The following is a 13,846-nucleotide window of genomic DNA, read 5'->3' as shown; positions in this document are numbered from 1 at the left end:
AGCCCACTTTCGGCCTTCCGCTAGATTCCTCGCCCACAACGAGGAGACCCTATGCAAGCCACGCCGACAAACGCGATGCCCAACCGGACATCGCACATCGCCATCGCCAGCTTCATTGGCACGGCCATCGAGTTCTACGACTTCTACGTTTACGCCATAGCGGCCGCGCTGGTCATCGGGCCGGTGTTCTTTCCCAGTTCCTCGCCTACGGCCCAGACGTTGAACGCCTTCGCCACTTTTGGCATCGCGTTTCTCGCCCGACCGGTCGGCTCCTTCCTGTTTGGCCATTTTGGCGATCGGTTCGGGCGCAAATCCACTCTGGTCGCCACACTGCTGACCATGGGCGTCTGCACCACGTTCATCGGGCTGTTGCCGGGCCATGCCCGAATCGGCGACCTGGCTCCCTGGCTGCTGGTCATCCTGCGCATCGGCCAGGGACTAGGGCTGGGCGGAGAATGGGGCGGTGCGGCGCTGCTGGCCACGGAAAATGCCCCCAGGCATCGACGCGGCCTGTTCGGCATGTTTCCGCAACTCGGCCCCTCCATCGGTTTTCTCGTAGCCAACGGTCTGTTCCTTCTGCTGGGTCTGCTGTTGACCCACGAGCAGTTCATGGCCTGGGGCTGGCGCATTCCTTTCCTGATCAGCGCCGTGTTGGTGCTCATCGGCTTGTATGCACGCCTCAAACTGACCGAGACGCCGCTGTTCAAGGCTGCCGAGAGCCATGTCCCACGTGTTCCGTTGACCGAGTTGCTGGGCAGCCATCTCAAGCCACTGATTCTGGGCTCGCTGTCCATCGTGGTCTGTTACGCACTGTTTTACATCAGCGCGGTCTTTGTGCTGAGCTATGGCATCGGCACCCTGCATCTGCCCAAACCCACGCTGCAGGCCTGGCTGATGTTGGCCATCGTGTGCATGGCACTGGCCACCGTGCTGGCGGCCTGGGCCAGCGACATCCTCGGACGCCGCGCCGTGCTGGTCGCGTCAGCCGTGGCTGCGGTGATCTGGGGATTTGCCCTTGCACCCCTTCTCGGCTCCGCCACCACTACAGGGGTCGGGATTTTCCTCTGCGGGGCGCTCTTTCTCATGGGCATGACCTATGCGCCGCTGGGCGCCATGCTGCCAGAGATCTTCCCCACGACGGTACGCTACACGGGCTCGGGCGCGGCCTACAACCTCGGTGGCATTCTCGGGGCTTCGCTTGCGCCGTATGTGGCCCAGGTGCTGGTCACGCACGGAGGTCTGAGTTGGGTGGGCGGCTATATTTCCGTGGCTGCGCTGATCAGCCTGCTGGCCGTATGGGGCCTGGGCGAAACCCGTCATCGCGATCTGGCCCAGATCACGACGGCTTCTCATTCTTGATCTTTAGCGATACAAAGCGGGCTCCGTGCCCCTATTGATCCGGCACGCTGAAGTTTTCAAGCTGCGTACCTGACGAAGGGGTCTTGGAAGTAGGAGCGCACTTTTTGTTTTACTCCCGATGCGTCATGCCACTCTCGGATTCATGCTCTTCCTTGCCGGACTGAGCGCCCAAGCCAGCGCCGAGGATGCGCCGATGCAGCCAGGGCTGTGGAGTATGGACATTCGGGGCAAGACCCAGATTTCGGCGAGTCAGACTGTACCGGTCGAACGCAGTATGAAAATCTGTGTCAAGCCGGGGCAGAAGCCTGAGACCGTGGTGGTCCCGATGGACGGCGATCAGTGCACGCGCGAGCAAAGCCCGGCGGCCGACGGTGGCACCCGCTGGACCTTCCACTGCGACCTGCCGCAAGCCAAGGTCACGCAGACCGGCACCCTGCGCTACGGCCCGACAACCTTCGAGTCGAGCTGGACGATCGACAGCGTGACGCCTTCCGGGGCGACGACACATACGGACGTACAGGTGAACGGCAAGCGTCTGGGCAGCGATTGCGGCAGTCTGAAGTAATTTTTCTTCCCTATCTACGCGACCCGAAAAAAAAACCGCCTCGAGTCACCTCGAGGCGGCAGCGTCTCCTCGGTGAGTGCGGATGGTCGCGATCCGCCTCCCTGTTGATGTTGATCAGGCCACCTTGCGGTCGAAGAACTGTTCGTCCTCGGTCGAGCCCTTGAGCGCAGCGGTCGAAGCCTCGTTCTCGATCGTCGTCGTGACCGCGTCGAAATAGCCCGTGCCGACTTCGCGTTGATGCTTGACTGCGGTGAACCCCTTGGTGGCTGCGGCGAACTCGGCTTCCTGCAGCTCGACAAAGGCGCTCATCTGGTTGCGGGCGTAGCCATAAGCCAAGTTGAACATCGAGTAGTTCAGCGCGTGGAAGCCGGCCAGGGTGATGAACTGGAACTTGTAGCCCATGGCGCCCAGCTCTTTCTGGAACTTGGCGATGGTGGCATCGTCGAGGTTTTTCTTCCAGTTGAACGACGGCGAGCAGTTATAGGCCAGCATCTTGCCGGGGAATTTGGCATGGATGGCCTCGGCGAAAGCCTTGGCATAGGCCAGATCGGGCTTGCCGGTTTCGCACCACACCAGATCGGCATAGGGCGCATAGGCCAGGCCGCGGGAAATCGCCTGCTCCAGGCCGGGTTTGGTGCGATAAAAGCCTTCAACGGTGCGCTCGCCGGTACAGAACGGCTTGTCGTTGTCGTCGACATCGGAGGTGATGAGGTCTGCTGCCTCGGCATCGGTGCGCGCCACCAGCACGGTGGGCACGCCCATGACGTCGGCCGCCAGACGGGCTGCAACGAGCTTGGAAACCGCCTCGCGGGTGGGCACCAGCACCTTGCCGCCCATGTGGCCGCATTTCTTCACCGAGGCCAGTTGGTCTTCGAAATGCACGCCAGCGGCACCAGCCTCGATCATGGCCTTCATCAGCTCGAAGGCGTTGAGCACGCCGCCGAAACCGGCTTCGGCATCCGCCACGATGGGGGCGAAATAGTCGATGAAGCCCTCGTCACCCGGCTGCTTGCCTTCCATCCACTGAATCTGGTCGGCGCGGGTGAGGGTGTTGTTGATGCGCTTGACCACGCTGGGCACCGAGTTGGCGGGGTACAACGACTGGTCGGGGTACATCTCGCCGGCCAGGTTGGCGTCGCCCGCGACCTGCCAACCCGACAGATAGATGGCCTGCAGGCCGGCCTTGACCTGCTGCATGGCCTGGTTGCCGGTCAGGGCGCCCAAGGCATTGACGAAAGGCATGTCGTGCATCTGCTTCCACAGACGATCCGCGCCCCGGCTGGCCAGCGTATGCTCGACCATGACCGAGCCACGCAGGCGCACCACGTCTTCCGCGGTATAGCCCCGCTTGATGCCTTTCCAACGGGCGTCTTGCGACCACTCCTGTTCCAACTGCGCCACTTGCTGCTTGCGATCTGCCATCTGCTTCTCCGGTGAGTGAACAATCGATGCCTCAGCGTAGTTGACTTTTGCGCCGCAGCATAGTCTTATGTCTTATATAAGAGATAAATTTATGTCATTTACTTTCAATGACTTGTGCGATGTGTTTTGCGATGCGGAATATTTTTTTGCGCCATGAAAGAGCCACGAACTGCATTGCAGCAGGTGTTTTTCATATTTCGAGTCCTTCATTTTGCATTGTGAAATAACGAGACCGAGAACCCCGATGTCTCCACAGCGCCCCACTTCACCGCCGCTCGAGCGAACCAGCGGCAACGTCCCGTCCGCTCCGCCCTTGCAGGCTCCGCAGCACCTCAGCGAGCTGTTCTGGGTGTTCAACCATCTCACCCTTCTGGGCGTTGGTGGCGTGCTGCCGTTCGCGCAGCGCATCCTGGTGGAAGACAAGCGCTGGCTGACCACCGCGCAGTTCGTGGAGATGCTCAGCCTTAGTCAGGTTCTTCCAGGGCCTAACCTGATCAACCTCGCCCTGATGGTCGGGCAGCATTTCCATGGCTGGCGCGGTGCCGTGGTCGCACTGGCGGGCATGCTCGCCGCGCCGTTGGTGCTGATCTTCATCGTCGCCATCGCCTACGCGCAATACGCCGCCACGCCCGCCGTTGCCCATGCCTTGCAGGGCATGTCCACGGTCGTGGCCGGGCTGGTGATCGCCATGGCGATCAAGCTCTTCCCGGCCATCCGCCACGACCCGCGCAACTGGGGATGGGCCGGACTGGCGTTCGGCGGCGTGGGCCTGCTGCGTCTGAATCTGCTGTGGGTTCTGGTCGTGCTCGGACCGCTCGCCGTGGCCTTGGCCTGGTGGCGCCTGCGGAGAGCCTGATGCACGCAATCTCGACGGGCCTCGCGTTGTTCGGCCACTTTTTGCTGTGGTCCTTGCTGTCGGTGGGAGGGGCCATCGGCCTGCTGCCCGACATGCATCGCTATCTGGTCGTCGAGCAGCATTGGCTGACCGATGCGGCCTTCACCTCGGCGCTGGTGCTGGGCCAGGCCTCGCCCGGCCCCAACATGATCCTGTTTTCAACGCTCCTGGGCTGGCAAATCCTTGGACTGCCGGGGGCGCTGTTGGCAGCCATCGGGCTGATCCTGCCGTCATCGCTCATCACGGTGGCTTACTTCCGCTACAGCCGCATCCACAAAGACCGCCACTGGGTGCGGGCCATGCATGACGGCATGGCACCGATCACCGTCGGCCTGCTGCTGTCCTCGGGCTGGCTGCTGGCGCGGCAGGAGGCGAGTAGCTGGCAGCGCATCGCCGTCATCGTGGTGACCGTCGTTCTGACCGTGCGCACGCGGATCAATCCGCTCTGGATGCTTCTCGCCGGCGCAGGTCTGGGGCTGATCGGCATCGTCTGACCTTGGGGGGCTCGCCATGCTCACGCGCATTGGGAGTCTGCACGCTGTGCCCGTCTATGGCGTGGAGGCGTTGCGGCAAATCGAAACGGCGGCGGCTCAGCGACTGCCCGCGCACACGCTCATGCAACGGGCGGGAGCGGCGGTGGCGCGGCTCGCGCAGGCTCGATTCCCGCACGCCCGGCGCATCGTGGTGCTCGCCGGCGCGGGCAACAACGGCGGCGACGGCCTGGTGGCTGCAATCGCGCTGCAACGAGCCGGGCGCGACGTGCGCGTTTTCGCCTGCGGCGGCGAGACATTGGGCGAATGGGCTTGCCGCCTGCCACCGGACGCCGCATGGGCCTGGACTGAGGCGCTGGCTGAACAACTGCCGTGCAGCGTAGCCAATCCTGACGACCTGCCCGACGCCGATCTGTATCTCGACGCACTGCTGGGCATCGGGCTGCGCGGCGCCGTGCGCGATCAGACGGCGCGCCTGATTCAGAAGCTCAACGCGCGTACCGATGCCGCAGTGCTGAGCGTCGATCTACCCTCGGGGCTCGATGCCGACACCGGCATCGCCCACCAAGCCTGCGTGAGGGCCACGGCGACGCTGTCTCTGATCGGTCTCAAGCCCGGGCTGTGCACCGGCCCGGCGTCCCACCTCTGCGGCGAACTGTGGCTGGACGACCTCGACATTCACTCCGGCGCCGAACGGGCGCTACCGGCGCCGGACGCCACCCGGCTCGGCGCCGACCTCATTCGCCCCCTGCTGCCCGATCTCGCGCTGGCCGCCCACAAGGGCAAGCGCGGCGATGTGCGGGTGATCGGAGGCGCGGCGGGCATGACGGGCGCGGCCCTGCTCGCTGGCCGCGCGGCAGCGCTGCTAGGCGCGGGAAAAGTCTTCGTCTGCCTGCTCGATACCCGCGCGCCCGCTGTGGACATGCAGGCGCCCGAGCTGATGCTGCGCCCCGCGGACGCGTTGCTCGAAGCCATCGGCGACAAGACCTGCCTGCTGGTGGGCCCAGGCGCCGGGCTCGATGAAGCGTCCCGCGCCTGTCTCGCGCGGGCACTGGCCTCGACGGCCCCGCTGGTTCTCGATGCGGATGCGCTCAACCTCCTGGCCGCGAACGACCATGCGTCGACATTGCAGGCCGCACTGCGGCAGCGCCGGGCGATCACCGTGCTGACGCCGCACCCGCTGGAAGCCGCCCGGCTGCTCGAATCCACGGTGCAGGCGGTAGAAATGGACCGCCTGCGCGCCGCGCGCGATCTGGCCGCACGCTTCGCCTGCTGGGTCGTGCTCAAGGGGCGCGGCACCGTCATCGCCTCGCCCGAGCAAAACGTCTGGATCAATGCCACAGGCAACGGTCTGCTGGCCACTGCCGGCAGCGGCGACGTGCTCGCGGGCAGCGTGGCCGCCCTGATCGCCGCTACCGGACAGGCTTCGGCGGTGCTTGCCGCAGTCTGGCTGCACGGTCAGGCCGCCGAGCGTTACGCCGCGAAGCTGGGGCCCAGCGGAATGACGGCGGCTCACCTCCCCAAGTGGATGGCGCTGAGCTGGGCCGATCTAATGGCTGCGCATTCAGCCCCAGCTCAAGCCTGATCGTCACAACGTCAGCAAAACCCTTCGCATTGACGCGAACACCGATTTTTGCTACCTTGCGCCCATGTTTCGTGCCGACTCGTGCTCCGTTTTCAAGTTCCAGCCCGTGCCTTCGCTTGGCACAGGTTTGAGCGCGTGCACAAATGAAGCCATTGGAATGGTCGACGATGAAGGGCTATTCGGTGGCCTACTTGGCCTACGCTCGGCCTTGCCCAGCGAACCCGTGCGCGACTGAAGAACCCTTTGCCCCAAATACCAAGCGCCCGCGGCTTCGCCACCGGGCGCTTTTTCATATGCGCTATGCCATGACACCTTACAGCCCAGAGCCGAAACGACTACCCATCGGTGGCAGGGCCATGCACCGGCGACAGCCCAGCCGCCCCATCGTCGCAAGCTGCTGAACACACTCATTCGCTCTTGGAGATTCACTCATGTTGAAGCAACCGAACACCAAATACCGCGCCTTCCCGCCTGTTGACCTCAAAGACCGCACGTGGCCGGACAAGACCATCACCCATCCGCCGATCTGGATGAGCACCGACCTGCGCGACGGCAACCAGGCGCTGTTCGAGCCCATGGACGCGCAACGCAAGATGCGCATGTTCAAGATGCTGTGCGCAGTGGGCGTCAAGCAGATCGAAGTGGCGTTTCCCTCGGCCTCGCAGACCGATTTCGACTTCGTGCGCGAGCTCATCGAAGGCGGCCACATTCCCGACGACGTGACCATCGAGGTGCTGACCCAGGCGCGCGAAGACCTCATCCGCCGCACCTTCGAATCGCTGCGTGGGGCCAAGCAGGCCATCGTGCACGTCTACAACGCCACAGCGCCCAACTTCCGCCGCATCGTGTTCAACGTCGATGAAGCCGGCTGCACCCAGATCGCCGTCAACGCCGCCCGGCTCATCAAGCAACTCGCCGCCGAACGGCCCGAAACGCGCTGGACCTTCCAATACAGCCCGGAAGTGTTCAGCGGCACCGAGCTTCCCTTCGCCGTCTCGGTATGCAATGCCGTCACCGAAGTCTGGCAGCCCACCCCCGAGAACAAGATCATTTTCAACCTGCCGGCCACGGTGGAAATGAGCACGCCCAACATCTATGCCGACCAGATCGAGTGGATGCACCGCCACCTGAACAAGCGCGACAGCATCATCCTGTCGCTGCATCCGCACAACGACCGCGGCTGCGCCGTGGCCGCCGCCGAACTCGGCGTGATGGCCGGGGCCGACCGGGTCGAGGGCTGCCTGTTCGGCAACGGCGAGCGCACCGGCAACGTCGATCTGGTCACCCTGGCGCTCAACCTCTATTCGCAGGGCGTGAACCCCGGTCTCGACTTCTCCAACATCAACGCCGTGGCGCGCACCGTGGAGGAATGCACCCAGTTGCCCGTGCACCCGCGTCATCCCTACGCCGGTGACCTGGTGTTCACCGCCTTCTCCGGCTCCCACCAGGACGCCATCAAGAAAGGCCTGGCCGCTCAGCGCCACGACGCCCTTTGGGAAGTGCCCTATCTGCCCGTCGATCCGGCTGACCTCGGCCGCGCCTACGACTCGGTCATCCGCGTCAACAGCCAGTCGGGCAAAGGCGGCATCGCCTACCTGCTCGAAGCCACCTACGGGCTGGTCATGCCCCGGCGTCTGCAAGTCGAATTCAGCGGGGTGGTGCAAAAACACACCGACGCCACCGGCACCGAAGTCACGGCGCAGCAACTCTGGAAAATGTTCAACGAAGAGTACGTCCAGAGCGCTCAACCCTTGCACCTGCACAGCTACCACCTCAGCGACCATGGCGACCGTCAGGGCATCCGCCTCGAACTGGACGTGGACGGCAAGCGACTGAGCCTCACCGGTGAGGGCAACGGCCCGATCGACGCCGCGATTCACGCGCTGCGTCTGCCCCTGGCCGTGCACAGCTACGAAGAGCGCGCGCTCGGCCTCGGCGCCGATGCTAAAGCTTCGGCCATCGTTGAAATGGCTATCGAGGGACTGCCGACCAGCACCTACGGCGTAGGCATGGACGCCAACATCGTCACCGCATCGATCCGCGCACTCATCTCTGGCGCAAACCGCCTGCTGCAACGCTTGCCAGACGACGCAGCGCGGCAGCACTTGCAAGCGCTGCACGCGCCCTTGCGAGCCGTGGCCTGACAGACGAAGCCCCAAGCCTGGGGAGGGAGTTTGGGGTCAAGCCGCGCTTCGTAGCATGTGCTATCGAACCAGACCTGACCCTAAGCCCAGACGATACGCCTTCAACAACGTCGGTGCTTCCTGCGGTGACACGGGCGCCAACGCAGTGGCTACCGCGACGCCGGAGTCGTTCCACCCTGCACGCCGAGGTTTCCTCCGGTGCCGAGGCCACCCTTTACTTCCTGCTCCTTGTAGTTCCTGACAGCATGCACAATGCCTATGTAGGAATCCACGAAGGCGGCGACGATCACCTTACCCTGTGCAGTATTGGAGTAGCCACCACCAACGCCGCCGAGGCCGCCGCCAAACATGCTCCCGACGGCGCCGAGATCCCAGCTTTTCGCGCTGCCTTCAGCCGCGGCCAGTTGCACGCCTGACCTGTTGTCCACAAGCGTCAGCACGGTACTTGCTTCCTTGGAACTCAGGTTGCCGCCGATGGCCGAACCGATCGAGCCGAAAAGACCGCCCACCACGCCGCCAAGCCCGCCCGCATTGTTATTCGAGAAGGTGATTGTGGGGCTAAGGCTGTAGTCGGCGGAAACCATCTGCCCCTTCCCGAAATTCGAGTTGTTGCGCAGTTCACCGGACTGCTCCAACTGGCGCTCGCGCATCATGCTGTTCATCACGCGGCCTCGCGATACGACGACGAAGCAGTTCGATTGCTGGACAATCAACTTGAGCACCGGGGTCGTCGGACCAAGCCCATACTGTCCTGTGAGCACGCCATACCAAGGGGCGCTCGTGTCCTCGAGGATGGCCATCGTGCCGAGGGGCGCATTGCAGTGAGGCAATGCCTTGTTCGCGTTTTGGCTATTGGCTCCACCAGCGGACCCTGTGGCCTCGGTCTTTGCCGACATATCTCCCATGTTCATGGACGAGCAAGACGCAAGAAAAAGGGCAGCCACGGCGGCGACTGCTTTGGGGGTGTGTGCTTTCATTTTTTGAACCTCCGTTCATCAGTGTGGAACTCCAGGCAAAGGTTTGGAGTTTGAGCTTTGAGGCGGCACGTTTCTTATGGTGAATGAGCACGTCATCATCGACCGGCCGCAAGTCGAACCCATGAAATCGAGTTTCAAAAACTGCTCGCAAGAATGTCCTCGCATTCCTGCGTGGTTGGCCTAAAGCGCTGCCCCTGGGGTTTGGCAGGATCGTTCTGATAGTCAAACGAGCAGGGGACGTTGTGCAGGTCCACGGGCTTGTTGTGAATCGCGGTCTTTCCGCTGAAGCCAAGGGTGATCGTCGGAAAGCCCTGGCCGTCCATCGCCGCGCTCAGGAACTTGCCCTTGAAGGAGATCACTGGTTTCATGCCCGAACCGGTGTTGTCGGCACCGCTTGGGACATTGCCCAAGGACCGTAAACCGGTCGCGGTGAATTCATAGATCGGAAACCAACTGTTGGCATTCCCTTGGTTCATGTAGCCACCCTCGTCGGCCACGAGAACTGCGGCGTGCTGCAGCAACGCGACCCTCGGAAAGGGCGTCCAGGGTTTGCCCACGGCCTCACCGAATGAGCCATCCGACGTCAGGTTCATGTCCTTGCCGGCCATCGTCCAGTGGCCAGCCTTCCATGCGAACCAGATGGCGGAGATATAAGCTGCCTGCACGTGTGCAGCTTCACTGGGATGCTGGGGGTTCTCGACGGCATGGCCTTGACCGGTGGCGATGAAATAGGGCGTTCCGTCCAGGGTGACGCTCGCCGTCTTCCAGGGGGTCACGTATTCGGTGATGGTGTGGTGATATCCCGGCGGCTTGTTGAAGCGGACGCCGTGCGGATCTGGCACTTCCACCACTGAACCCCGCCGCGTGTAGGCAGGACCATAGAGCAGGCGCATGGCGTGCAATTCAGTGGGCGCCACAGGTGCGGCATTTGCATGGGTGGCGACAACAAGGGACACGACGCCCAGAATCAGGCCGATGCGCTTGGGGGAGAGGTCAGTGCCTTGGCGAGCGCGGCCACCGTACGTGCCTCTGCTCCGTCGACATGCCTGGGTTGTTGGCGCGCAGTAGAGCCGCCCGTTGGATGCGGTTTGCACCGAGGTGGGCGCCAACGCAGGTAGCTCACTCGCGTCAATTTGCGCTGAATCGAGGTGATCGATCTCAGTGGAAGACTGCTTGTGCCGGCAGCACATGCGCCTGCAGTTCCCAAATTTCATCATGCCCTCCCCAGGCGACGAGTCGCCCATCTATGGTGGCAGTACCGCAATACGATCCAGCAGCGGCACCTCGGAGTACAGATAAAAATGTGTAAGTGGACATGACGTTAGGTGAGAGATTCATACAGCACAACCCCATGGTTGCCCATGCTGACGGTCTTTACGTCTTGTTTCTCGAGCTACACGATCGATCGGAGAACTATTCGTCATGAATGGCATCACGCATCGCCGCAAAAATGCCTCTCGCCGGAAGAGCCATGCTGATCTTGTTCATCTGTTGTCACCGAGCGTGGACGAGGCGATGTCATGCAGCGTGCGCCTGAGATGGGCGCGGCGGCGGTAGAAGTGTTTCTCACCATGCTGGCCAGGGGCGCGCTATGTCAGCATCTACTCACTATCAGGCTCTCAAGTGCCTTGTCGTTGCGCCCCCCACAGGCGCGATCCTCCAGGCCGACAGGCTCCTAGAATCATCCTGTTGCCTCTCAGCGAACCCGCCATGCAGAACCGTCAGTCCAGTACCAAACTCGCCCCGCGCACCCTGGAAGGCTGGCGGGGCTATTGGTATCGGGTCATGTACTTTCATGACAAGCGGGATGAAAAGCTGTTCGATCTGGTGCTGATCGGGTTCATTCTGTTCAGCGTGCTGATCACCGTGCTCGACTCGGTGCAGGCGGTTCATGCCCACGCGCATGGCGCCCTGTACGTGCTGGAATGGATTTTCACCTTGGCCTTCACGGTGGAGTATGTGCTGCGGCTGTCGGTGGTGCAAAACCCCTGGCGCTATGCGCGCAGTTTTTTCGGCATCATCGATCTGCTGTCGTTCCTGCCGGCGTATCTGGAGTTGCTGTTCCTCGGCTCGGGACATCTGACTGTCATCCGCACCCTGCGGGTGCTGAGGATTTTCCGGATTCTCAAGCTGATGGAATACACCAGCGCGTCCAACCAGATGCTGGACGCACTGTCGCGGAGCAAGAGCAAGATTTTCGTGTTCGTGCTCAGTGTGCTCACCCTGACGACCATTTTCGGCTCGATCATGTATCTGGTCGAAGGGCCGCAGAACGGTTTCACCAGCATTCCGCGCGGCATCTACTGGGCCATCGTCACCATGGCCACGGTCGGTTTCGGCGATATCACGCCGAAAACGGCGCTCGGGCAGATCATCACCTCGGGCATCATCATCGTCGGTTACGGCATCATCGCCGTGCCCACGGGCATCTACTCTGCCGAGCTGGTGAACTCTTACCGCAACCAGCGCCGCCTGGAAGAGCACCGCGAGGCTCAGACGAAAAACAGCGTCACCTGTGTGCGCTGCGGTCTGGTCGGGCACACATCGGACGCCCGCTACTGTCGGCGGTGCGGCGAGGCGCTGCCGGGCGTCAGTGCGGCGGTTCACCCGGAAGCAGCTTTCCCGGATTCATCAGACCACGCGGATCGAGCGCGCGTTTGATCGCCCGCATCTGCGCTACGGCTACCGGGTTGCCGTAGCGCTGCAACTCGTCGCGCTTGAGCTGCCCGACGCCGTGCTCGGCGGAAAACGTCCCGCCGCAAGCCACGGCCGCATCGTGCACGATGCGGTTGCACAAGGTCTGATGATCGGCGAGAAAACGCGCCGCATCCGCACCTTGCGGCGCCTGGACGTTGTAGTGCAGATTGCCATCGCCCAGATGCCCGAAGACGACAAGGCGCGCGCCGGGAAGCGCCTGCGTCACCAGTTCGGCGGTCGATTCGACAAAAGCGACCATGCGCGAAAGGGGCACACCGATGTCGTGCTTGATGTTCAGCCCCTCCTGCGCCTGCGCCAGGGGAATCGATTCGCGCAGGTGCCACAGCGCCCGGCTTTGCGCCAGGCTCTGCGCCACCGTGGCAGTGACGATCTGGCCATCCTCCATGGCGGCTTCGAGCAGGGCTTCCAGACGCGCCCTACCCTGCGATTCACCCTCGACTTCGCTCGATTCCAGCAGCACGCACCACGCGCTCGGCAAATCGAAAGGCAGGGACATCTGCGGAAAATGATGCTGCACCAGTTGCAGACTGTGCGCGCTCATCAGCTCGAAGCCGGTCAGACTGCAGCCGAGGCGGCTCTGCGCCCGCCCGAGCAGGGCGATGGCAGCGGCGACATCCTGCACGGCGGCCAGGGCGGTGATCTGCGCCGTCGGCCTGGGAAACAGCTTGAGCGCCGCGGCGGTGATGATGCCCAGCGTGCCTTCGGCGCCAACGTAGAGATCGCGCAGGCTGTAGCCGGTGTTGTTCTTGCGCAGCAGGTTGAGCGCGTCGAGCACCTCGCCCTGCGCGGTGACCACTTCCAGACCGAGGCACAGATCGCGGGCATTGCCATAGCGCAGCACGGCGGTGCCGCCGGCATTGGTCGAGAGGTTGCCGCCTATGGTGCAACTGCCTTCAGCCGCCAGAGAAAGCGGGAACAACATGCCCTGCGCGTCGGCGGCCTGCTGCACGTCGGCAAGCACGCAGCCGGCCTCGGCGACGAGCACGCCGGCTGCGGGATCGATGGACCGAATGCGGTTGAGGCGTCGCGTGCTCAGCACGATCTGCTCGCCCCGGTCATCGGGGGTGGCGCCACCGACCAGCCCTGTGTTTCCACCTTGCGGCACCACGCCCACGCCGTGCAGAGCGCACAGTTGCACCACGGCAGCCACCTGGGCCGTCTCGCCCGGCAACACCACGGCCAGCGCCTGTCCGGTGTAGCGTTTGCGCCAGTCGGTCAGGTAGGGCGCCAAGTCCTGCGGCTGATGCAGCACATGCGCCACCCCCAGAACGGCGCGAAGCGCATCGAGAAAGCGCTCTCGTTCAAGGGGCAACATGGCGAGCCGCCCCCGTGCGCAAAAAGCCTGCAATGCAGACGAACAACAGCAAGGCGAGCAGAAGCTCGATCCAGCCCAGACCGCGAGAAGCGGCGCTGGGATCGGTCAATGCGCGGGTGATGCCCTCGGCCGCGTAAAACCACAGCAGAAGGCTGAGCCAGCGAAAGGTCGAGGGCCGCCCGCGCAACACGCCGGGCACGGCGGGCAGCAGGGGCAAGACCTTGAGCACCAGCAGCGAACCCCCTGGATGAAGCGGCGCGACCCACATCTCCCAAAGCACGCTGAGCAGAATGAGCGCGAGCAGACAGAGCACCGCGCCACGATGCCAGAGATGCTGCCAGGCAGCCGATGAAAAAGGAGTGGGGCCGCTCATCG

12 protein-coding genes are annotated in these 13,846 nt (G+C 63.3%); 7 read left to right on the top strand and 5 right to left on the bottom strand.

Translation table 11 applies throughout. The annotated features are described in order from the left end of the window. Positions 1-51: 51 nt before the first annotated feature. Positions 52-1,359 (top strand): MFS transporter, encoded by a 1,308-nt coding sequence (locus tag ASC45_RS06510; protein ID WP_055450235.1) that lies wholly within the window; start codon positions 52-54, stop codon positions 1,357-1,359. 142 nt (positions 1,360-1,501) lie between these two features. Next, on the top strand, positions 1,502-1,924 hold the full coding sequence (locus tag ASC45_RS06505) for a DUF3617 domain-containing protein (RefSeq protein ID WP_245609974.1): 423 nt from the start codon (positions 1,502-1,504) through the stop codon (positions 1,922-1,924). 114 nt (positions 1,925-2,038) lie between these two features. Here ASC45_RS06505 and aceA read toward each other — a convergent pair whose 3' ends face one another. Continuing rightward, complete coding sequence (gene aceA, locus ASC45_RS06500) at positions 2,039-3,346, bottom strand: isocitrate lyase (protein WP_055450233.1); 1,308 nt, start codon at positions 3,344-3,346, stop codon at positions 2,039-2,041. Positions 3,347-3,590: 244 nt separating this feature from the next. Between aceA and ASC45_RS06495 the strand changes: the two genes are divergently transcribed. The 4 genes from ASC45_RS06495 (at position 3,591) to leuA (ending at position 8,461) form a co-directional block, all read left to right on the top strand. Next, positions 3,591-4,202: a chromate transporter gene (locus tag ASC45_RS06495; RefSeq protein WP_072242993.1), complete on the top strand. Its 612-nt coding sequence runs from the start codon at positions 3,591-3,593 to the stop codon at positions 4,200-4,202. Next, positions 4,202-4,735: a chromate transporter gene (locus tag ASC45_RS06490; protein WP_055450231.1), complete on the top strand. Its 534-nt coding sequence runs from the start codon at positions 4,202-4,204 to the stop codon at positions 4,733-4,735. The genes ASC45_RS06495 and ASC45_RS06490 overlap by 1 nt, the downstream gene beginning before the upstream one ends. A gap of 16 nt (positions 4,736-4,751) precedes the next feature. Then, positions 4,752-6,317, top strand: coding sequence for an NAD(P)H-hydrate dehydratase (locus ASC45_RS06485; protein WP_055450230.1), 1,566 nt, complete (start codon positions 4,752-4,754; stop codon positions 6,315-6,317). Positions 6,318-6,748: 431 nt separating this feature from the next. Continuing rightward, positions 6,749-8,461, top strand: coding sequence for a 2-isopropylmalate synthase (gene leuA / locus ASC45_RS06480; RefSeq protein ID WP_055450229.1), 1,713 nt, complete (start codon positions 6,749-6,751; stop codon positions 8,459-8,461). A gap of 149 nt (positions 8,462-8,610) precedes the next feature. On the opposite strand, the gene ASC45_RS06475 is transcribed toward leuA, so the two are convergent. Together ASC45_RS06475 and ASC45_RS06470 are read right to left on the bottom strand one after the other, a co-directional pair. Next, on the bottom strand, positions 8,611-9,438 hold the full coding sequence (locus ASC45_RS06475) for a CsgG/HfaB family protein (RefSeq protein WP_055450228.1): 828 nt from the start codon (positions 9,436-9,438) through the stop codon (positions 8,611-8,613). Positions 9,439-9,572: 134 nt separating this feature from the next. Further along, entirely contained in the window at positions 9,573-10,331 is a 759-nt protein-coding gene (locus ASC45_RS06470) for a hypothetical protein (protein ID WP_055450227.1), read from the bottom strand. Positions 10,332-11,127: 796 nt separating this feature from the next. On the opposite strand from ASC45_RS06470, the gene ASC45_RS06465 reads away from it, so the two are divergent. Continuing rightward, a complete protein-coding gene (locus tag ASC45_RS06465) occupies positions 11,128-12,099 on the top strand; it encodes an ion transporter (RefSeq protein ID WP_245609973.1) in 972 nt (323 codons plus the stop codon). Here ASC45_RS06465 and ASC45_RS06460 read toward each other — a convergent pair. Then, positions 12,029-13,471 carry an FAD-binding oxidoreductase gene (locus tag ASC45_RS06460; protein ID WP_055450225.1) on the bottom strand — a complete coding sequence of 481 codons (1,443 nt, stop codon included), beginning with the start codon at positions 13,469-13,471 and terminating at the stop codon, positions 12,029-12,031. The genes ASC45_RS06465 and ASC45_RS06460 overlap by 71 nt on opposite strands. Further along, entirely contained in the window at positions 13,458-13,844 is a 387-nt protein-coding gene (locus ASC45_RS06455) for a DUF2069 domain-containing protein (RefSeq protein ID WP_055450224.1), read from the bottom strand. The genes ASC45_RS06460 and ASC45_RS06455 overlap by 14 nt, the downstream gene beginning before the upstream one ends. Between the last annotated feature and the right edge of the window lie 2 nt (positions 13,845-13,846).

The organism is Thiomonas bhubaneswarensis (assembly GCF_001418255.1).
Taxonomy (GTDB): domain Bacteria; phylum Pseudomonadota; class Gammaproteobacteria; order Burkholderiales; family Burkholderiaceae_C; genus Thiomonas; species Thiomonas bhubaneswarensis.
This window is presented reverse-complemented; position numbering and strand designations above follow the sequence as displayed.